This window comes from Desulfosoma sp. (genome assembly GCA_037481875.1).
Taxonomy (GTDB): Bacteria; Desulfobacterota; Syntrophobacteria; order Syntrophobacterales; family DSM-9756; genus Desulfosoma.
Window position 1 is genome coordinate 66,307 of record JBBFKY010000009.1, and the last position, 20,701, is coordinate 87,007.

A 20,701-nucleotide genomic window follows, 5' to 3' on the forward strand; every position below is an offset into this window, starting at 1 on the left:
CTCAAGCAAGCGACTCAAGATGTTTTAAGGAAGCTGAAAAGGGTTTCTCATGCGACTGCCCGAATTCGCCGTGCGCCAACCTGTGGCCACCTTGATGATGCTCTCCGCAGGCCTTTTGCTGGGCATCATGTCCCTGTTTCGCCTCAGTGTGGATATGTTTCCGGACATCAGTCCTCCCGTGGTGAGCATTCTGACCACATGGCCAGGAGCCAGCGCCTCTGATGTGGAAACCGAGGTGACCAAGGTCATCGAAGACCAAGTCAACGCCGTCAATAACCTGGACACTTTAACCTCCAAATCCCTGGACAACCTTTCCGTGGTGGTCTGTCGTTTCGACTGGGGAACCGATCTTTCTGTAGCCACCAATGATATACGAGACTGGCTGGAAAGGGCCAAAAGGGATCTGCCCGCCGATGTGGAAGCCCCCATGCTTTATAAATTCAGCAGCGCTACGGCGCCTATTTTCTTTATCACGGTGACGGGCGAAAGCAGCTGGCCTCGTTTGTACCACCTGGTCGACAAACGTATTTCCGATGAACTGAAAAGGGTTCCGGGCGTTGGAGCCATTCAGCTCTACGGAGGTTTGCGGCGCCGTATCAATGTTTATTTCGACCTCGAAAAAGTCGAAGGATACCGGCTGTCTCTAGAACAGGTCAACCGTGTGCTGGCGGCGGAAAATGTCAATGTTCCGGCCGGAGCCATCAAAGCCGGCCAAAAAGAATATTTCGTGCGGGTTCCCGCACGATTTGCCGATGTTCATGAGATGGAAAACACGGTGGTGGGTTTTTATGAGGGTCGTCCTGTGTATCTCCGTGATATCGCGCGAGTGGAAGACGACTTTAAACCCATGGAACTGAACGGTTGGGGGGATGGAAAGCCTGCCATTGTGCTTATTCTGCAAAAACAAACAGGTGAAAACACGGTGGAAGTTTCCCGCCGTGTGCGCGCCAAGATAGAAGAAATCCAAAAGAGTCTGCCCAGCGATGTACGCATTCACATTGTCATGGAAATGGCCGAAAATATTCTCACCTCCATCAAGAACCTTCGTGTCACTCTGTTCTACGGTATCGCCTTGGTGATTCTAGTCACATTGATTTTTCTTCGTCAGATTCGTTCGGCGCTCATTATCGCTTTGAGCATTCCCTTTTCGCTGATTCTTTCTTTTATCTTTTTGTTTTTATTCGGTTATACGATCAATTTGATTTCCCTCATGTCCCTGGCCATTGCTTCCGGTATGGTGGTGGACAATGGGATCGTGGTTTTGGAAAACATTGTTCGTTACATGGAGCGGGGTAGCCGAAGAACATCGGCGGCCATGTTCGGAGCCAGTGAAATGGGTTTGGCCATCACCGCATCCACCTTGACCACGGTGGTGGTCTTTGTCCCCCTCATGTTTCTGACGGGATTGCCTGGGATTCTTTTTAAGCAATTGGGTTTTACGGTGGTGGTCACTTTGGGAGCGTCCCTGGTGACGGCTCTCACGCTCACGCCCATGCTCAGTTCCCAATGGTTGCATCGAAGGTATTTTTTGCCGGAACGCCATACAGGGATGTTGGGAAAGCTGTATCACTGGAGCGAGTCCGCCTTTCAGGCTTTGGAACGCAGCTATGAATGGACCTTACGGTGGGCTCTGCAACATGGAAAGACCACGCTCTTTTTGGCTTTTGCCATCTTTTTGAGCAGCCTTTCCTTGGTGCCGTTTCTTTCCACGTCTTTCATGCCGGAAGTGGACAGTGGGGATATTCTTATAGATTTTCGGCTTCCGGAAGGCACACGTGTAGAAGAAACCAATCGTGTCGTGGACGCGATTTTGGAAAACATCGATCGAGTGGTGAAGCCTGAGGAATTTCGCCATTCCTACGCCTTTGCGGGGCAGTCCGAGGAAGGTATCGGAGTGGCTTTGGGATTTGAGGAAGGGGCCAACACAGGTTCCATTGGATTTAAGCTCGTGGATCGGGACAAGAGGGATCGTAGCGCCCAGGAAATCGCAGCGCTTCTTCGTCAAGAAGTGCAAAAGATTCCCGGCATCAGCCGGATCATGGTCAGTGCTCAGGATCCCATCGCGCAGATCCTCAAAGGTCGTGGCAAAGCCGTGTCCCTAGAAATCCAGGGAGCGGACATGGATGTTTTGATGGATACGGCCCAGCGTGTGGAAAGAGTCTTTCTTTCCATGCCCGGCCTTGTGGATGTGGAAATCAGTCAGAAGCCACCGCGTCCCGAATTATGGGTGATCATCGATCGAGAAAAAGCTGCGGCGCTCGGCCTACGCGTCGCCCAGGTAGCCGCGGTGCTTCGAAACTTTTTTTACGGCAAGGAAGCCAGTCAGTATCGGGATGCAGGGGATAGTTTCGACATATTTACACGACTGAAGGAAGAAGACAAAGATCGGTTGGAAAATCTTTTGCGTTCTCCTGTGCCCTTGCCGGACGGGCGCATGGTGCAGCTTAAAAATTTTGTGACATTGCGCGAAGGTTCAGGACCCATTGAGATCGAGCGCAAGAACAGGCAAAAGATCGTTCGCGTGGAAGCGGATCTTTTCGGTCGATCCTTAGGATCCGCCAGTGCCGAGATTCGGGAACGTCTTGCGGCCTTGGACATTCCAGAAGGGGTGAGCGTGTCTTTTGGAGGCGATGTGGAAGAGCAGCAGAAAGCGTTCAGGGAACTGAGCGTTCTTTTCATTTTAGGCATTGTGTTGGTGTACATGGTGATGGCTTCTCTTTTCGGCAACCTGAGGGATCCTCTGATCATCATGTTTTCGGTACCTTTTGCCATTAGCGGGGTCCTGTATGCTTTTTACCTCACAGGGACGACCCTGGGCGTGGTCTCCTTCATGGGTGTCGTGATGTTGGTAGGCATTGTGGTCAATAACGCCATTGTCCTTTTGGACTATACGCATCTTCTGGAAAAGAGAGGCTTGATGCTTTTTGAAGCGGTGACGCAGGCAGGACGCACCCGCCTGCGTCCGGTGCTTATGACCACGATGACCACCTTTTTCGGTATGTTACCCATGGCCGTTTCGCGCAGTGTAGGGGCGGAAACATGGAACCCTCTAGGGATCACTATGTTGGGGGGGCTGACCCTTTCAAGCACGGTCTCCCTTATTTTGGTGCCGACTTTTTATTATCTTCTGGAAAAACGCCGACAGGCCTTCAAGGCGGCACGCACCGGCGGAGCATAGAGGTGAATTCATGGACATGTATTGGATTTTTTACGACGCCTCCTATGATGAGGATGTGACGGAAACCCTGGAGCATTGTTGCGTGACGGGGTTTACCAAATGGGATCGAGTGTTGGGCAAAGGTCCTCACGCGGAGCCCAAGATGGATAATGCGGTGTGGCCTGGGTACAACGGTGCCGCGGTGGTGATCGTTCCGGACGAGCAAAGTCGTCGTTTGAGGGCGGCTCTGCTGGAATTGCGGAAAAAGCTTGGAGGACGAGGGATGGAGATTTTTGTGACTTCGGCACAACGTCTTACCGATGAGGCATAAAGGAACGCGACCATCAACGAGCACGGAAGCGCCTCACGGTGCCTGGATGGCTCGAGCGCATCTGCATGCTCACGTCAACGCTGTCTTGGCCCCTAAGGCTTTTGGGGTGCAGGTGAACACTTGGGGATCAACGGCCATCATGTCCTGTAGGGGCGCCCCGGCGTGTGCGCCCCGTACCTCATCTAAATGGAATTGTTGTTCCTTGATGCCTGTTTCATCCATTCGAATCAGGAAAAAAGGTGGAAGGGCGTCTTGGGTTTGGTGGGCGCGGCGTCGCAACAGATCTTCCATGAGATTTTGCACCGTGACGAGATCTTCCGGGGTTTCCGAAAGACGGCTTGCCCGCACTTCAAATCCCATGTGTCGAGGAATGGCCAGTGCGGATCCAACAGGGAGACGCTCCACGGGTGCTTCATGGGATTCGGCCCCCAGAAGCATCCAGTGGGCGGTGGGTGGATCGGATCTTAAGGAGATACCCGCTAGAAGGATGTAAAAACGTTCGAGATCGGGATCCTTGGAACTGTTCAAAAACCCCAAGTGCTGACGCACCAGAGGCGCTTGGGCTCTGGCAAAAGGCAGCGCTTTGGGAAAGATGCTTTCCACGTCCCAAAGACCCTGGGAACGTACGGCATCGGCGAATTGATGGCTTAAGGCGAGGCCGACGCCGGATCCTCCTGCGATCACAAGGACCGATGGAGATAGATGGACGAACTTGCGCACTGTCTTTCGATCCCAGCCACCCTGAGTGTCAGGGCAGAGAGCCAAACTGTCTGTAGCTAAAAGGATTGTATGTGCTGTATGATAGCCGAAAATTTGGGTCATGGGACGCTCCTTGGTGCTTAAAGTCACTGCACGGTATGGGCCGAGCACGTGCAGCTGCATAACATGGTCGAGAAAGGAAAGTCATGCCCTTCGCGCAGAAAATGGAAACGGACACCATAGGCTGCTTGGAATTTGAAGGCGGGAATGTTCTCGGCGTTTTGTTTCCTTGGTTTCAGTCCGGCGTGTGGGTTCTTCTCCCCGCGGAGTCCACCGTAGGTCTTCTTCTGACCCAAGAATGGGGGCTCGATCCAGAAAGCCTCGATGAAAAACTCGGGACCGTTTTTCTGAACGGCACACCCTTGGACGATATGGAATCGGCTTTTCTTTGCGATGGGGACGTTCTGGCCCTTTCCGGACCCATGCCTGGGCTGGCGGGGGCCATTCTTCGAAGAAACAGCCCCTTGGCGGTCTTGCGTCACGGTTGCAAGACCACGAGCTTTGAAACTTCACCAAAGGCGTCCGGACCGATTCTTGTGCGGGTCAAACTCTTCAACCGGCTCATTGAGGATCTTGGACCGATCTTGCTTCGAAAGGGTATTCTTTTGGAAAAAGACGATGCGCTGCAGTGCCTGAGGACCTGGAAGTATTCCGAAAGAGCGAAACCCACAAGGGTATGGCTGAACCGAGAAGAGGTATCCTTTGAGAACCTTGAGCTTAGCCCAATCCACAGGTGTTCCTACGTGGAATTTCGCTTGGCGGATGGATCCGCTTAGGAGCTTGTTCGACAATTTAGGATCAGCCATTCCTTGTCACAACGTAGGGGCACGGCGTGCCGTGCCCCTACGTCCCAAGCCATTTTTCCGCTGGGAGCGTAGGCGTCCCGCCTGAACAAAAGGCGGGCCCAAAAGGCCAGAGCTCCAAGAAAAAACACCGTTTTTGGCCTGATGGGTGCGAGGCGCTTCCTCGCCCCCACCTTGAAAATCCGTCCAAGACTTAAGTTCTATAAATTCTTCCACAAGCTTCAGAGGGAATGGCTTTCGGCTTGCGCAGCCTACTGCGAAACAAAAACTTTGGCCTAGCGCCCGTTTCACATGCTCGCGTATCGTGCCAGGTAGTTTTCCAGGCGAACCTTGCGAGCCGTGTTTTCTGAGGACATGTAACGAATCTTTCCAAACACAGGGCGTTCGGGGCCCCAAGGTCTGTCGTAGCGTCCGAGAACCCAAAAGATGCCCGTGTATGAATTGGGATCCCGGCCGTCCAACGCATATTTGTTGTTCAATTCAATCATGATCTCAAGAGCTTCCTGAGGGGAACGGCTCCAGTGGAGAATCTTTTTTCCCCATAACATGCGAAGGTAATTGTGGATTCGCCCTTCGGTGACAAGCTGCCTTTGGGCGGCATTCCATAGAGGATCATGGGTTTCGGCTCTTTCAAAGTCCTCAAGCATATAGACGTAAGGTCTGGTATCTTTAGCATGGGCTTCCAAGGTTTCCCGGGCCCAGGAAGGCAGGGACGCATAGGTGTCGTAGTCGTCATGATAGCGGCACATATTGAATCCCAGCTCCCGCCATGTGATCAGCTGGTCCAGAAAGGCTTCCGCCCCTTCGCTCATCCCCCACCACCCGGAACGGGATCCGGTGGCCTTGGTGCCCAGCCTCTCAGAAGACCAACCTTCATGGCTACAGACTGCCTCAAATACTTCGTGAACACTCAGGTGCCCGAAATGCAGGTAGGGAGAAAGCCCACTGGTGACCTCTTCATCCGGATGATTACGTTCTTCCGCATAGCGAGACAATAGATGTTCAAGGAACTGTCTCAGGCGTTTTTGACCCGCTGTTGTGCCTCCCCGGGTTGCACAGGCACCCACGTGATGATTCACGGGAAGGGCGGCGAGCAGATCCAAAGGGCGGAGGAGCTCTTTTTCCGTGCAGAGTGGCCACTTTTGAAAGATGTCCTCAAGAGCCACCCTGTCTGCGGTATAGGGTAATTGTTCCAAGGGATTTTTCGTCGGTTTCTGGTCCAGATGATTTCTCAGGACGCTTTGAAGGTAACGTCGAAAAGCATAAGCCGATGGAAAAGCCCTGCCGGGACTGTTGAGAGGAAGAAGTCCGTTGGAATCGACTTTTTCCAAAAGCACCGTCAGTTTTCGGCCTGCGGCTTCAATCATGAAAGGGATGAAAAAGGCGGGAAAATCGTCCGTAATCACAACACAGGCACGATGTCCCAAAGCGGTGAGCAACCCCTTTCCCTCCCCGTTGGATTTTTCCACGTAGGCATAATAGGTCACCGCCGTGTTTCGGCTTTGCGCTTCATTTTCTCGCATCCCTTCGAGGATAAAGGTATGAAAACGCTCACAAGCCCAGGGGTAATCCAAACGCAAGGCTTCGAGAATGACCAGAGGCTTTTGCAGTTCCAAAGCCCACTGAACGGACCGGTCCAAAGCAAAATTCCAGGAAAGACGCCGGTAGGCCGTCATCCAGTAGAGCACATAATCCCCTTGAGGGTTCACAGGATGTTGATTGACAAGGTGAATACGTTCCCGAGGCACTTGAAAGCCGGACATGGGGATTTCCTTTTGACATGCTCTTAGGCACACCGCCTAAATTATATCGGGTCAGTAAAGCCACCACAATTTCGGCAGCCAGAGGCTCAAGGCCGGAAACACGGTCGCTAACAAGAGCGTTGATACCATGGCTGCAATGAAAGGCAAAGTGGCCAGGGATGCTTTTTCCAGGGAAACACCGGCAAAGTTTGGAGTCACACAGAGAACCACGGCCACAGGAGGCGTAAACTGCCTTATGGCCAGGTTCAGTGTGATGACGACGATGAACCACAGAGGATCCCAACCAAAATGAGACATGATTGGCATCAGAATGGGCTAGAACACATAATAGATGGAAATGGCATCCTAGAGCATGCCTGCTATGAAAATGAGAACATTGACGTGCAGCAAAACAACACCAGGTTGCAAGCACACATGGAGGAGGGAACCGGCGACTTTTTCCATAACACCAAGGGTGGCTCCCGCCCAACTGTACAACCCGCCTAAGGCGACAGTTGGAAGTACTAAAGAAATGGAGGCATCGACGAGGATCTGACAAAAGCTTTGAAGGTTCAAAGTTCGATAAACGACAAGACCTAAAAGGACCACAATAAAACACGGCAACAATGGCAGCTTCCGTAGCCGTGAAGATCCCCCGTTAATGCCACCCAAAATCACCAACGGGTCCAGAAGGCCCCAAAAAGCGTCCCTAAAAACGGCAGCCACTTCCTTCAAACTTCCACGTTTTTCACCCATGTAGCCTCTGTGCTCTAAAATCCAATAAGCGGGCCAAATCAGGGAAAGACCGGCGAGGATACCGGGGAAGATGCCTGCCGCAAAAAGGGCTGGAACCGACGTGGTAGTGATCACCCCGTAAAGGATGAAAGCGATGCTGTGAGGCACCACTATGGCTGCGGAACCTCCAGCAGCGATCAGGGCCGCACTGAAAAATCTTTAGCGTAATTTTTTCGAGCCATGGCAGGGATAAGCACCGCTCCCATGGCGGCGGCATCCGCTGGGCCGGAACCACTGACGCCGCCCAAAAACACACATAGACAAAGATTGATACAACGACCAATCCGCCGGGAAATGCCCTCAACGAGACTAGCCAGATGAACCAAACGTCAGGAGACACAGCAATGCTCTAAAATCATGCCGGCCAAAATGAAAAAGGGAACAGCCAAAAGGGGATACTTGGCGATGCCCGCATAGAAATTGGAAGAAACCACCGGAATACCCAGCTGGAAATGTCCAAGGCTCAGGATAGTCACTCTTTTCAGAGCCACTGCAATGGGAACTCCCAGAAAATGCAGCGTCAGGAAAGAGAAAAAAGCCATATTGCCGAATCTATCAGAGGAACCCCATTCCAAAGCGATGGCGTAGATCACCCTTCATCACGCCAGAGGACACGAGTGCGTTCCAAAGCCCCTAGCATGATGAACACGCCGCCGATGGAAACCGCCAAGGTATAAATCCATCGAGGGACCTGCATGGCATAGGAAGTGATCGACAGAACGGCTTCCTCACGAATCTGCAAAATGCAGTAGTAGGTTAGATTGCCGAAGACGATGAAAACCAGGGTCATGGAGAGGACGAGCACCGCATGTCGCAGGAATCGAGGAAAGCGCACGAAAATGAAATGAAGCCCAAGATGCAGTCCTTTGCGAAAGGCAGCGGCGGCCCCAAACACGGTCAGATAAACCAGAGCGCTCACTTCCACTTCTGAGATAAAGGCAAAGGAGTAATTGGTGCTGTAGCGAAGAACCACATTGACAAAAGCGATTATGGCCATCACCAGCAGGAATAGCGCACAGGCGGCTTCCTCAAAATGATCGCGAAGCCAGACAATCATTCAGCGAAGCATCTTTTGGGATGCTTTTCCTGCGTTCATTCCTAGCGTCAGAGAAGTTTTTCCGCCTGAGTGACCAGATCGGTTCCGATCATTTCTTTCCATTCGTTATAGACGGCTCGGGTTTTTTCACGGACCGCGGCGCGCATCTCGGGTGTGAATACTGTGACCTCCATGCCGTTTTGCCGCAAGAGCTGCAAACCTGCCGTGTCACCCTCAAGACCCTGACGTGGTTGTTGAATCTCCCCTAACATAGGCGTCCAGGGCGGCTTGGTTCACAATGGCCTGATCTTCCGGACAGAACGTTTTCCATGTTTCTTCTCTGGCACCTGGAATGAGCGGATCGATAGCGTAGTGCCAAATGCTGATGTATTTATGCACTTGCCAGAGCTGTTAAGGAATAATGACGTCATTCGCAGGGTTTTCTTGGCCGTCCACGGTCCCTTGCTGAAACGCGGTTTGAGCTTCGCCCCAGTTCATGTTGATGGGATTGGTTTCAAAGGCTCGAAAGGTGTCGATAAAGAAGCCTACGTTAAAACATTTCCTGGGCTTGCCTGCGGTACGAACATAGAGCCGTCCCTTTGCCGGGTCTGATACGGTAAGCTTCCTCATTTCATAGGTTTCCTGTTGGACGCAGAATGTCAACCTAGTCGTTCGACACACCTCCTTCATCTCACTGACTGGGTGGCACAGATGGTTTATTGGGATGATGGGGAAGCTCTTTGGGGATCGCGTTGAGAGTCCTGAAGCAGCGACGATGATTCGGATCGAGCCCTGCGGGTTGATTTTCCACACTGTCGTCGGGCTTTGAGCCAAAAGGTAAGCTTTCGGGGAACCGCGCCTTCCCGGATCAGTCAGAATAGCCCATAGTGGTTGCGCACGGGATGTGATCTAAGCAAGGTCGATGATTCAGGCTAATTCCTTATCTATCGGGGAAGAGTCCAACAAAAGGGCGGCTTGGAACTGGATAGCCGGCTCGAGGTTGCGGGACCCATGGGGACTCATAATGGGAAAGTGCCCCGCAACGAGCAGCATCTCTGGTCTGCGTGGCAAAATTCATGGCATGGGCGAGAGGTTTCTGGATTTGCAGAAGGCGTTCCATCCTGGCAAGCTCGGAATGCTGGTGGACGCCGTTGAAGAGAAGGGGGTTGCGAGAGACAACCCGCGTGGCTTTACTGCGACTATCCGTCGGTAAGAGACACCGTGGAGAGGTTCCTGTGGCATAGGGGGCCGGATCCTACGCCGTGACGTTTTGAGGAAGCAGCCGGCGCCAATTCTCTTCCGTTTCCGCCAGGGGGACATGGTCAAGAAGAAAATGCAGATAACGGCTGGGGTTCAACCCGAGGACCTTGGCCGCGCTGGTGAGGGCCAAGGATCTTGCCGCCGTGTGCGCCCCGTTGGGATCTCCGGCAAAGAGCCGGTTTTTCCGATCCAGGGCCAGGGGCCGATCTCGTTTTCGATCCGGTTGTTGTTCGGGGTGATGGAGGAATGTTCCAGATACCGAACGATTTTCTTCCAGCCATTCAAGAAATAGCCCACGGCTTTACCCAGATGGCTCTTGGGCGGGACTTCGGGTGCCACAGATGCCGCAGCGCGCCCGTGACGAAAGCGTTCGAACTCGGAAAAGGCCCTCTCCTTGCGGAAGGCATAGAAATCCTCGGGGCTCAATTCCTGGCTGTAAGCTTTATTTCCAACGGCCTAGAGCCGCTGAAGGCAGCCCAAGGACACCTCGGTACGACCGGTTTTTCCCTTGGCGGATTGGGTTTGGAAGTCAAGGAATTCTTAACCCACATTTGTAAGATCGGTGACCTCCGATGCCAGGAGGACATAAAAGGCGCAGGGAAGCATTATGGATGTGTTCCTCCCCCGCGCAAGAACTTCCGTAGAACGAGGATTTCGGGTTCGCTCGACGGGATGTGGCGGATTTTGCTTGGCAGGAGAGGATGTGGCGGATTTCGCTTCGCTTCATTCGCCCTACGGATACTACGGATACAGAGGCGGATTTCGCTTCGCTTCATCCGCCCTACTACAGGGTTACTGAGCCCGCTGACATGCCAAGAGACAATCCGCCTAGGCTATTGTTCCTAATGTTCGCTCTCGTACTTACCGCCCCCTTGGTTCATTGATAGCCTCCTTTAGCTTTTCGGAGATCATGAACGAAAAGGCTTCAGACCGGAAGGTAGGGTTGCCCGGAAGCTGACGAATCATCTGATAGGGAAAGTTTGGATCGATGAACGAAGCCGCCCTGGTCTTCTGTCCCCAAAAAGGCCTTCTGTAGCATCCGCTAGAGAAAGATGGATGTCGATCCCGTAGGGTTCTAAAAGAGCATGTGGGAAAGGGGGAGTGAAGGGAGGTGATGACTTATGCCGAAATGCGGAATCTACGGAGGTGAGGCGTCGCGTCAAACGTGTATCACCGAGGACGGTCGATGCGATCTGTATGGCAGAAAAGGGGTGCTGGTCGAGGAAGAGACCAAGGAAAAGAAGGAGAAGAAGTGAGGCTTCCTGGAGGGGGTGCGAGCAGACCCCCTTCTGTGTCCCAAGCGCACCGGGCGGACCGCATGTTCCTGATCAAGGCCGGGCGGGTCAGGCTTACCAAAGTGCAGGAAGACGGCCACGAAATCACCTTGGACTTGCGCAAACCGGGAGATTTTCTCGGCGAGCAGATGCTGTCCGAAGAAGCGGATTACCCAGTGAGTGCTGTCTGCATGGAACGCACTCTCATCCGCGGGATTTCCAGGAAACGCTTCGAGGCTCTGGTGAGAGAGCGCCCTGACGTGGGGCTTCAGGTGATTCAAAACTAAAGCACTAGAATACATCTGTTGACGGATCGAGCTGAGAGTTTCTCCTTTTCCAATCTTGAAGAGCGCCTCTATCGGATCTTGGTCGCCGTGGCCAAAGAGCACGGAAAGCGCATGGCAAAGGGCCACGTTATCCATTTCCCGCTCACCCACGAGGACCTTAGTTTCCTTGTGGGAGCGCACCGGGTGAGTATCACGCGGGCCATGGGAGAGCTTCGCAAAAGCCGGCGGATCTCTATTGAAGGCCGAAGACTCCTTGTCTGCGCGGAACCTTTGTCTTAGGACCTTGTCCGAAAACTCAGAATTACCCATTCTAGACAACGCAATTTCAAGCACTTAGCATTCCCAAGAATGCCAAAAACGGTATTCCGGGAAAAGCCCCCAGTGCATTCCATGACGCTTTGGGCTTTCACCCTCAGGTCCCCGATCCATACGAGTCGCCAGCCCAGCAAAGGGCGAACAAGGAATTTTAGGCTTAGGCTTGAACCGCGCACGGGAACCTCAAATGAAAAAGACAAGGCACACAGAGCCCCGACCACGCGTTGGAGCCTTGCGGTGTGACTTGCCCGTAAAGTCCAGGTTTACAATGGAATGAACATTGACTCATGACACCCGTGCTTCGTTTTTAGAGGCGAGCGATCGGTTTTTCTGAACATCAGACCTGTGCCATGCTTCCTAAGGTTCACAGACGCCGAAAATGCTCGGACGTCCTGATCCAATTGCACCGACGAGGATCTCTGAATTTCCCATTACTGGGAGAGGCTGCGTTGTGTCTGAATGGTCGGATCGTGGTGAGTGGATCGACCTGGTTCAGATTTGCCGCCTCAAACACTTCGGGGTTCAGCTCCGTGCAGCGTTGTCACTCAGGGATCGGTTTGGGGCTCAATGAAGATATTCTTTTTCGAGACGCTCCATCAGGCGGTGAAACTCTTCATGTTTTCCGTGGCCGATGCGTTCCTGCTCAAGCCGCTCAAAGGCCTGTAGGAGGTCATTGTCCGACCAAGGCTCCAGGTGAGACTCGGCCATAGGAAACAGGACGTTGTCCTCTTTGTCGATGTGGGTCCTCAAAAGTTCACCGTATTGGTTTGCGATCTCCTCAACTCTTGAATGTGCCTCGGGATCTCCCGCCCGCAAAAGGGCCGTAGCCTCTTCGAGCCTAGCCACAAGGGCTCTGCCTTTCTCATGTTCGGCCAGCATAACACCGATGGGACCGCCCTCGCGGAGCACGCCGACCGATTCCAAGGCTCGAAAGAGAAAATCCTCTTCTTTTCCGTGATGACAACGGTCCACAAAAACCTTCAGGAATTCTAGTACACCCTGCACATCCCTTTCAGGAACGTTTTCCCTTCGGCCGATCTTTTCGCTGAGCACCTTCAGGATCTCAAGCGTGCCCTTGATACTCTGGTGTTCCCTTTTCAATTCATCGATTGCTTTCATGACCATGCCTCCTCACGAGGTGTTTCGACGCCCACAACGTTCAGGGAAATCCGTTTTCGCGATGCTTCGACGCAATGGTGGCAGCCAGCCGGTCCAGAGCCTCGAAATCTTCCTTGGTGGGCAATCCCTTGCAAAGCACAGGATCCAGAACCTCCGCCTTCAAGTTGGTGAGCATGCCAGACAAGACTTTTACAGTCATCCCGCCCCATCCGTAGGAACCGATTACGGAGAGAAATTTCGCTTTGGGTCGAAGGGCGTTGGCAAGGAATGCCGCGTAGACGGCCAACGGGTGGGGACCACCCAGAACCGTCGGCGTAGCCAGAACGATAGTCGCCGCGTCCACCAGGGTCACGGCGAGCTTTCCAATGTCCACGACGGTCAGGTTGAAGGGTTCCACGGAAACGTCTCGAGCGATCAAAGAGGAAATGAAGCGGTCCACCATAAGCCTTGTGCTGTCATGCATGGACACGAAGGGAAGGACAACCAGACTCCTTGGATCTTCGGAAATCCAAGTTTCGTAGGCTTCCAGAATCGAAAAAGCATCCTCATGGATTTGACCATGGCTTGGGGCAATCATACGGATGTTTAAGGCTTTGAGCTTTGCCAGGTTCTTTGCGATCACCGAGCGATGCGGCATCATAATCTCGCCGAAATACCTTTTGCATAGCTCCAGAACCCGGCCTTTATCGACCACGAAAAGATCGCTGGAGGCGATGTGAGACCCGAAAAAGTCACAGCTGAATAGGATACCTTCCTCCTCCAAAAACGTTACCATTGTTTCCGGCCAGTGCACCCAGGGGGTGTGCAGGAACCGTAAGGTGCGATCCCCCAGGCTGAGGGTTTTGCCGTCCTCCACCGTCACGAACACGTTTTCCCGCAGGTGGAGCAGGTCTACCAGCATGCCCTTGGCCTTGGGAGTACAGATCACCTTCGCGTTTGGGAAGCGCTCTAAGACGAGCGGGATGGTTCCCGAGTGATCCTGTTCAGCATGGTGCGAGATGATGAAATCCAGATCCCGGATTCCGTCTAGCTGAGCGAGCAGTTTGGGAGCCATGTAGGGATCGACGCTGTCCAAAAGAGCCGTTTTTTCGCTTCCTCGAACCAGGTAAGCATTATAGGAAGTGCCGTCGGGTAGCGGGATCAATGAATCAAAAAGACGCCGATCCCAATCCACCGCTCCCACCCAGAAAACGCTATCGGTAACTTTTCTTGGCTCCATATGCAGGTCCTTTACCCTTCGTTGTGGAACAATACTGTGGTGTCGCACTCGGCGCTTTAGTTGTGGGCCGAGCGCCGTTCCCATCTTCTTGCGTGAATCAGTTTTCCCAGGAGATGCATTCGGCCGGGCAGGATGCCATCGCTTCTTCGATGCATTCCTCATCGCCTGCGACCTCACTCAGTACGTAAGCCTTCTCCTCTTCTGTATGCATGGCAAACACTTTGGGGCAGAGTTCCACGCAAGTGCCGCAACCCAAACAGCATTCCTCATCCAGAACGATTCGCTTTTCCACCTTGCACCTCCTTTTCTTGACTCCCTCAACCGAAAGAGACGTATGTGAATGTTTATTCACTGCGGTAATCATATAAGCCCTCTTGGAACAAGATCAAGATTTACAAAGATTTTCTAGAGAAGTTTTTCTCGGCTCTCAAGGAAACCTGAGGGGCTCTAAGGCTCTGAGATGGAAATTCATATTCACATTAAATCCTCAATAAATCTGTGGTTCACATGTGAAAAATCGCTGAACCTTGCGCTCTTTCGGGAAACCTGATGCCCAAAATGTGCCGCGGACCCGAGCTGGAAACGAATCCAGAAAAATGCGGCTTTGAAACGGATCCCTAATACTGCGCGAGACTCGGAGTGGCCTTCAGCCTTCCCACGGTTTCAGGTTTTCTTGATCATTGCCTTTCCAGCTGTTTATAAGGACGTGAGCCAGTGAAACGACCGAGCTTCACGGACGACGCTCACACATACCCGTGGCCGTGCATGATCTCGGTGCTTGAAACATAGGATAAGTCATGAACATTTTGGTTTTTTTGGTGGGCTTTCCCGTGATGGGGGCGCTCCTTGTTTTTCTGGGAGCCAAACGCGGGCGCACCATGGCTACCTGGATGGCGGCGGTGTCCTTGGGATGTGCCTTGGGACTTTTGGCGAGCCTGTCTTTTTCTGTTTTCCAGGGACTGTCTCTGGAATTTCGCCTCGCTTGGATGCCTCATCTAGGACTGGAATTCGCCCTGCGCCTTGATGGATTGTCATTGATCTTTTGTGCCATCATTTTTGGCATCGGCCTTCTCATTGTTCTTTATGCTCACTACTACATGCCTCAACGGGACTCACTAGGCCGCTTTTTGGCTCTGTTGCTACTCTTTGCCGGTGCGATGACCGCCCTGGTGCTGGCCGATGATCTTGTGTTTTTGTTCGTTTTTTGGGAAGTAACAAGCTTGGTTTCCTTTTTTCTTGTGGCCTACGATGGCGCTTCTCGAGAGGCCCGGCATGGAGCCCGGTTGGCCTTGACCGTCACGGTTGGAGGCGGGTTAGCTCTTCTGGCCGGCTTTCTGCTCCTCGGGCATATGTGCGGCACCCACCGTCTCTCGTCTATCCTGCTTATGGGTCATGTGGTGCGCACCCATCCACTCTATGCGCCGGCTTTGATCTTGATCCTTTTCGGCGTGTTCACCAAATCGGCCCAGTTTCCCTTTCATTTTTGGCTCCCTGCAGCCATGGCGGCCCCGACGCCAGCCAGTGCCTATTTGCATTCGGCGACCATGGTGAAGGCCGGGGTTTTCCTGCTGGCTCGGCTCTTTCCTGTGTTCTCCGGCACCTCGTTGTGGTTTGGTCTTGTGGTCGGCGTGGGGCTTTGCACTCTTGCCGTGGGAGCCTACATCGCCCTTTTCAAACACGACCTGAAGGCCCTTCTGGCCTATTCCACGGTGAGCCATCTCGGGCTGATCACGTTGCTTCTGGGATTTGGGACACCTCTGGGCGCTGTAGCGGCCGTTTTCCACATGATCAACCATGCGACTTTCAAAGCTTCCCTTTTTATGGCCGCGGGGATCATCGATCATGAGGCGGGCACGAGGGACATGCGGCGTTTGAACGGGTTGTGGTTCTGCATGCCGTACACGGCTTTGCTGGCCACGGTTTCGGCGGCGGCCATGGCCGGCGTGCCGTTATTGAACGGGTTTTTGAGTAAGGAAATGTTTTTCGCGGAGCTCCTGCAGCAGGAGGTTTTGGGGCCTTTTCGACACTTTTTGACCTTTGCAGCGGCTTCGGCCGGAGTCTTTTCCGTGGCGTATTCGCTACGGTTTATTCACGATGTTTTCTTTGATCGGCCATGGTGCGAACTCCCGCAACGCCCCCATGAAGCTCCGGCATGGATGCGGGTGCCTGTGACCGTCCTTTCGGCTCTATGCCTCTTGGTGGGTGTGTTTCCTGACCAGAGCGTTCGGCCTTTATTGGAGGCGGCGTCTGCCTCCGTGCTCATGGGCCCGACGCCCGAGTATTCCCTTGCCCTGTGGCATGGTCTGACACCTCCCTTGATCCTGAGCCTGTGCGTGATGACAGGCGGCGTTGTGCTTTACGGGTTTCGAGAACGCCTTTTTCAGCTGCACGATGCGTATTTTCCCCCATGGACCGGAGGCACGCTATTCGATGCCCTTATGGATAAACTCCTGTCCTTAGCTCGTAGCTTCCATAAGGTGTTGGACAATGGGTCTATGACACGTGCTGTGGCACTGCTCATAGGTTCGGCGACGGTGCTGGGTGCGTGGGCCTTTATGGGTACCCGAAGTGTCCTTTTAGGTCCTTTGGGCCTTTCTTCGATGGACGGGCCGGCTCTTGTGGGAGCCGCGCTTCTTGTGGTTGCCACGTGGGCGGCGGTCATAGGACGCAGGCGTCCATTGCTGGCGATCGTTAACCTGGGCGTCACGGGGGTGGTGGTCACGCTGACTTTTGTGCGTTTTTCAGCCCCTGATTTGGCTTTGACCCAGATAGCCGTGGAAATGGTCTTCACAGTGCTGCTTCTTTTGATTTTGTTTTTCATGCCCCAGGAAATCCCTCCGCAATCTTCCCCTTGGCCACATGTTCAGAGCGCCTTTCTGGCCCTTCTGGCAGGGTTGGGCATGACTGCCGTGACCCTTGGCGTGCTGACCCGCCCCTATGCTCCTATTTCCGATTATTTTCTCAGGGTCGGGAAGCCTCTTGCCGGAGGTGCCAATGTGGTCAATGTGATTCTGGTGGATTTCCGAGGATTTGACACGCTGGGGGAAATCACGGTAATGGCCATTGCCGCCCTGGGTGTTTTTGGGCTGCTGGACAGTTTGCGCAGGCATCGAGTCTCTTCCGGGTTCACTTTGGAAAACCGGGCCATAGAAATTCATCCGCCGCTCCTGGCCCATATTGCCCGGCTGCTCATGCCTTTTGCGCTTCTGGTGGCTGTTTTCCTCTTCTTTAGAGGCCACAACCGGCCCGGGGGGGGATTCGTAGCCGGGCTTGTGGTGGCCACCGTGCTCATTTTGCAGCATATGGCCAGCGGGATTGAATGGACACAGATGCGACTGCGCTTTCGAATTTTGCCGTGGATCGCCGCAGGTCTTTTTACAGCCCTTTTGACGGGATTGGGAAGCCTCATCGTCGGCCGGCCTTTCCTCACATCGGCCTTGGTTCACGGACGGATTCCATGGATCGGTGAGTGGGAAATCACCACGGCCCTTGCTTTTGATCTGGGAGTCTTTTTCACCGTGGTGGGGACATTGCTCCTCATTCTCGTGGGATTAGGGCGCCTTAGCGTGGGACCGGACAAGGTGCCGCACCCAAAAGAAAGCCGAGGGGAGGCGAACTGATGGAAGTCCTGTATGCTCTGAGTGTGGGAATGCTGACAGCTGCGGGGGTGTATCTGCTGCTGGAAAAGCGCAGTGTCTTCGTTGTCCTGGGTCTTATGATTCTATCCTACGCGGTGAACCTCTTTCTTTTTGCCATGGGACGCTTGCACACCAACAAGCCGCCTTTGGCGGATCTGGGAACACAGTTTGCCGACCCTTTGCCGCAGGCCTTGGTGCTCACGGCCATCGTCATAGGCTTTGCCATGACGGCCTTCGTGCTGGTCTTAGCCCTGCATGGGCGGGTAGTGTCCGAATCCGACCGGGTCGATGTTATTGAGGAGGAATCAGAGTGAACCATTGGATCGTAGCCCCCGTTGTGATTCCTCTCGCCGGCGGCGCCCTGCTGTTGGCCATGGCCCGCTCCAGCTTACCCTGGAAACGCGGCGTCAGTGCGGTTGCATGCGTCCTACAGCTTTTAGCAACCTGGAAGCTGGCCGTCGCGGTCGCTTCGGGGGGTCTCTGCGTTTACAGTGTGGGTCATTGGCCGGCACCGTTCGGGATCGTGTTGGTGGTGGATCGACTGGCCGTCGTCATGCTAGGGCTCACGGCGGTTGTAGCCCTCATGGTCCTTGGGTATGCCGCTTCGGGCGAGGATGCTCAAGGCCGTGGCTTTCATGCTCTGTATCAATTACAAGTGATGGGCCTCTCTGGGACCTTTCTTGCGGGGGACCTGTTCAACCTTTTTGTGTTCATCGAAATTCTCCTCATCGCCTCCTATGGACTGCTCCTTCAAAATGCCGGCTCTGGGCGCAGTCGTGCGGCATTCCATTATGTCGTCATGAATCTGCTGGGCTCATCGCTCTTTCTTGTGGCTGTGGGCCTTTTTTACGGCATGCTCGGCACGTTGAACCTTGCCGACCTGTCGGTCAAAATGGCATCGGTGCGACCCGAAGACGCCGGTTTGGTGCGCACGGCCGCCGTTTTGTTGCTGACTGTCTTTGGGCTCAAGGGGGCTCTGGTCCCCCTTCATTTCTGGCTTCCGATCGCCTATACAGCGGCTCCTGGATCGGTGGCCGCTCTCTTTTCGCTTTTGACCAAAGCAGGGGCTTACGCGACGATGCGGGTCCTGCCTTTATTTTTCGGACCGGATACTGGCGGAGCGCCAAACGTGGCGATGCCATGGCTGGTGCCGACGGCCTTGGCCACGGTCTTGGTGGGGACAGCCGGTGCCCTGGCCGCCACAGACCTTCGCCGCTTGTTGTCTTATGCGGTGCTTGTGTCCATGGGAACCCTTTTTGCCGGTATCGGTCTTTTCAGCGTCCAGGCCATGGCGGCGTCCCTCTTTTACCTGGTTCACAGCACACTGGTCACGGCAGGGCTCTTTGTGCTCTCGGATGTCATAGCTAGCCAGCGGGATCGAGGAAGTGCACTGACGCCGGGAAGCCCCGTCCCTCAATCGGCGCTTCTAGGAACATGTTTTGTCACAGGTGGCATGACCCTGGCGGGGATGCCTCCCCTTAGCGGGTTTGCAGCCAAGGTTCTCCTTCTTCAGGCCGCATGGGGCCGAGGAGCCGTCACCGTCGGGGTTTGGACGATTCTCCTCCTGTCCGGGTTGGCTCTTTTGGTGGCATTGCAGCGTGCCGGCAGTGTGATCTTTTGGAAGGCCGAGCCTTTGGAAGGGATCGTGAGGGGCAGGGCAGAGCATCCACGGTGGCCGGTTGTGATGCTTTTGGCCATGAGCCCGGCTTTGGTGGTGCTGGCCGGTCCTTTCAGCGCCATTTGCCTGGAAACGGCGGTGCAGATCATGGATCCCAGCTCTTATGTTTCCGGGGTTTTGGAACTCGGCCTTATGGGGAGGAGACCATGAGACGTTGGGTTCCTCAGCCGCTGCTGACAGGAGTCTTATGGGCCACATGGGTGCTACTTTCAAACGAGCTGGAGATCACGTCGGTGGTTGTGGGCGCCTTTTGGGGTTTCATGATTCCCCACGTCACGCGGGCTTTTTGGCCTCGCGTGCAGGTTCGAAATCCCATGCAAATCCTCAAGTATGTGGCACGGCTTTTGTGGGATATAGCCGTGGCGAACCTGGAGGTGGCCATGGTTGTGCTGGGCCCTCGGAAGCGCATGAGACCCGCTTTTGTGATTTACCCTTTGGAACTGACTCATGAATTTGCGGTCATCGTGTTGGCCTGTACCATATCCCTTACCCCTGGCACTGTGACGGTGGACGTGGACAAAGCCCATCGCCGCCTGCTTATTCATTGTCTCAACGCCCCGGACCCATCGACCTTGGTGCGGCGGCTGCGGGAAAGATACGAAGCCCCTTTAAAGGAGATTTTTCCATGATCTTATCCATGGCTTTTCTTGTGGCTCTTTTCATGATGTGCACCGCTTTGGTGTTGTGCCTATGGCGTTTGGTGCTGGGCCCTGACATGCCGGACCGCGTTCTGGCATTGGATACCCTGTACATCAACACGATCGCCCTTTTGGTGCTCCTGGGTGTTTATTATCCGAGCCAGGTTTATTTTGAGAGCGCTGTGGTGCTGGCCATGTGCGGGTTCATTTCGACGACGGCTTTTCTTAAGTACTTGCTGCGAGGAGACATTATCGAATGATCCCGTGGAATCTGATGGGTGAGATCGTCATCGCTTTTTTCCTGGTTCTGGGAGCCTCCCTGGCGCTGGTCGGTTCCATCGGCTTGGTACGCATGCCGGACTTTTTCATGCGTCTTCACGGACCTACCAAGGCCACCACGTTGGGGATCGGAAGTATGCTCACAGCCTCCTTTCTTTGCTTTCTTCTTCGTGAACATACCTGGAGCTTGCACGAGATTCTGATCACTTTTTTTCTTTTTATTACGGCTCCAGTAAGCGCTCACATGCTGGGTAAGGCGGCATTGCACCTTAAAGTTCAAAAAAATGCGGATTCATACGGTGCGGACCAACGTGTCCGCCCCTAAAAAAGACGCTTGCAAAGGGACCAACGCATTTGTCCATAACCCGACC

At 53.9% G+C, this 20,701-nt stretch carries 19 protein-coding genes and 1 pseudogene; 10 read left to right on the forward strand and 10 right to left on the reverse strand.

What is annotated here, in order from left to right; all coding sequences use genetic code 11:
• Positions 1 to 49 precede the first annotated feature (49 nt).
• Both WHS46_11910 and WHS46_11915 read left to right on the forward strand, forming a co-directional pair.
• On the forward strand, positions 50 to 3,178 hold the full coding sequence (locus WHS46_11910) for an efflux RND transporter permease subunit (GenBank protein ID MEJ5349380.1): 3,129 nt from the start codon (positions 50 to 52) through the stop codon (positions 3,176 to 3,178).
• Between the two features lie 10 nt (positions 3,179 to 3,188).
• Entirely contained in the window at positions 3,189 to 3,488 is a 300-nt protein-coding gene (locus tag WHS46_11915) for a PG0541 family transporter-associated protein (protein MEJ5349381.1), read from the forward strand.
• A gap of 69 nt (positions 3,489 to 3,557) precedes the next feature.
• On the opposite strand, the gene WHS46_11920 is transcribed toward WHS46_11915, so the two are convergent.
• Complete coding sequence (locus WHS46_11920; GenBank protein MEJ5349382.1) at positions 3,558 to 4,310, reverse strand: hypothetical protein; 753 nt, start codon at positions 4,308 to 4,310, stop codon at positions 3,558 to 3,560.
• 83 nt (positions 4,311 to 4,393) lie between these two features.
• Here WHS46_11920 and WHS46_11925 point away from each other — a divergent pair, with 83 nt between their 5' ends.
• Complete coding sequence (locus WHS46_11925) at positions 4,394 to 5,023, forward strand: hypothetical protein (GenBank protein MEJ5349383.1); 630 nt, start codon at positions 4,394 to 4,396, stop codon at positions 5,021 to 5,023.
• Positions 5,024 to 5,337: 314 nt separating this feature from the next.
• Here the strand turns inward: WHS46_11925 and WHS46_11930 are convergent, their stop codons facing one another.
• From WHS46_11930 to WHS46_11955, 6 genes and pseudogenes are all read right to left on the reverse strand, one after another.
• Positions 5,338 to 6,813: a hypothetical protein gene (locus WHS46_11930; GenBank protein MEJ5349384.1), complete on the reverse strand. Its 1,476-nt coding sequence runs from the start codon at positions 6,811 to 6,813 to the stop codon at positions 5,338 to 5,340.
• A gap of 51 nt (positions 6,814 to 6,864) precedes the next feature.
• Positions 6,865 to 7,728: pseudogene (locus WHS46_11935) on the reverse strand (TRAP transporter large permease subunit).
• Between the two features lie 188 nt (positions 7,729 to 7,916).
• Positions 7,917 to 8,180 carry a TRAP transporter large permease subunit gene (locus WHS46_11940; GenBank protein MEJ5349385.1) on the reverse strand — a complete coding sequence of 88 codons (264 nt, stop codon included), beginning with the start codon at positions 8,178 to 8,180 and terminating at the stop codon, positions 7,917 to 7,919.
• The gene (locus tag WHS46_11945) at positions 8,177 to 8,644 is read right to left on the reverse strand and encodes a TRAP transporter small permease subunit (GenBank protein ID MEJ5349386.1); all 468 of its coding nucleotides are present in this window, start codon (positions 8,642 to 8,644) and stop codon (positions 8,177 to 8,179) included. The genes WHS46_11940 and WHS46_11945 overlap by 4 nt, the downstream gene beginning before the upstream one ends.
• A gap of 47 nt (positions 8,645 to 8,691) precedes the next feature.
• Positions 8,692 to 8,817 (reverse strand): hypothetical protein, encoded by a 126-nt coding sequence (locus WHS46_11950; GenBank protein ID MEJ5349387.1) that lies wholly within the window; start codon positions 8,815 to 8,817, stop codon positions 8,692 to 8,694.
• Between the two features lie 217 nt (positions 8,818 to 9,034).
• Complete coding sequence (locus WHS46_11955) at positions 9,035 to 9,253, reverse strand: hypothetical protein (GenBank protein MEJ5349388.1); 219 nt, start codon at positions 9,251 to 9,253, stop codon at positions 9,035 to 9,037.
• Between the two features lie 1,816 nt (positions 9,254 to 11,069).
• On the opposite strand from WHS46_11955, the gene WHS46_11960 reads away from it, so the two are divergent.
• Entirely contained in the window at positions 11,070 to 11,444 is a 375-nt protein-coding gene (locus WHS46_11960; GenBank protein MEJ5349389.1) for a cyclic nucleotide-binding domain-containing protein, read from the forward strand.
• An 879-nt stretch (positions 11,445 to 12,323) separates the two neighbouring features.
• On the opposite strand, the gene WHS46_11965 is transcribed toward WHS46_11960, so the two are convergent.
• The 3 genes from WHS46_11965 to WHS46_11975 form a co-directional block, all read right to left on the reverse strand.
• On the reverse strand, positions 12,324 to 12,878 hold the full coding sequence (locus WHS46_11965) for a hemerythrin domain-containing protein (GenBank protein ID MEJ5349390.1): 555 nt from the start codon (positions 12,876 to 12,878) through the stop codon (positions 12,324 to 12,326).
• A gap of 40 nt (positions 12,879 to 12,918) precedes the next feature.
• On the reverse strand, positions 12,919 to 14,097 hold the full coding sequence (locus WHS46_11970) for an FprA family A-type flavoprotein (protein ID MEJ5349391.1): 1,179 nt from the start codon (positions 14,095 to 14,097) through the stop codon (positions 12,919 to 12,921).
• A 97-nt stretch (positions 14,098 to 14,194) separates the two neighbouring features.
• Entirely contained in the window at positions 14,195 to 14,389 is a 195-nt protein-coding gene (locus WHS46_11975; GenBank protein ID MEJ5349392.1) for a ferredoxin, read from the reverse strand.
• A 505-nt stretch (positions 14,390 to 14,894) separates the two neighbouring features.
• Here WHS46_11975 and WHS46_11980 point away from each other — a divergent pair.
• The 6 genes from WHS46_11980 to WHS46_12005 are packed head-to-tail and all read left to right on the forward strand — an operon-like array spanning position 14,895 to position 20,655.
• The gene (locus tag WHS46_11980; protein ID MEJ5349393.1) at positions 14,895 to 17,717 is read left to right on the forward strand and encodes a monovalent cation/H+ antiporter subunit A; all 2,823 of its coding nucleotides are present in this window, start codon (positions 14,895 to 14,897) and stop codon (positions 17,715 to 17,717) included.
• Positions 17,717 to 18,049 (forward strand): Na+/H+ antiporter subunit C, encoded by a 333-nt coding sequence (locus WHS46_11985; protein MEJ5349394.1) that lies wholly within the window; start codon positions 17,717 to 17,719, stop codon positions 18,047 to 18,049. Before WHS46_11980 ends, WHS46_11985 begins: the two co-directional genes overlap by 1 nt.
• Positions 18,046 to 19,563: a monovalent cation/H+ antiporter subunit D gene (locus WHS46_11990; protein ID MEJ5349395.1), complete on the forward strand. Its 1,518-nt coding sequence runs from the start codon at positions 18,046 to 18,048 to the stop codon at positions 19,561 to 19,563. Before WHS46_11985 ends, WHS46_11990 begins: the two co-directional genes overlap by 4 nt.
• Positions 19,560 to 20,042 (forward strand): Na+/H+ antiporter subunit E, encoded by a 483-nt coding sequence (locus WHS46_11995; GenBank protein ID MEJ5349396.1) that lies wholly within the window; start codon positions 19,560 to 19,562, stop codon positions 20,040 to 20,042. The genes WHS46_11990 and WHS46_11995 overlap by 4 nt, the downstream gene beginning before the upstream one ends.
• The gene (locus WHS46_12000; GenBank protein ID MEJ5349397.1) at positions 20,039 to 20,311 is read left to right on the forward strand and encodes a K+/H+ antiporter subunit F; all 273 of its coding nucleotides are present in this window, start codon (positions 20,039 to 20,041) and stop codon (positions 20,309 to 20,311) included. Before WHS46_11995 ends, WHS46_12000 begins: the two co-directional genes overlap by 4 nt.
• Positions 20,308 to 20,655, forward strand: coding sequence for a Na+/H+ antiporter subunit G (locus WHS46_12005; GenBank protein ID MEJ5349398.1), 348 nt, complete (start codon positions 20,308 to 20,310; stop codon positions 20,653 to 20,655). Before WHS46_12000 ends, WHS46_12005 begins: the two co-directional genes overlap by 4 nt.
• Positions 20,656 to 20,701 lie beyond the last annotated feature (46 nt).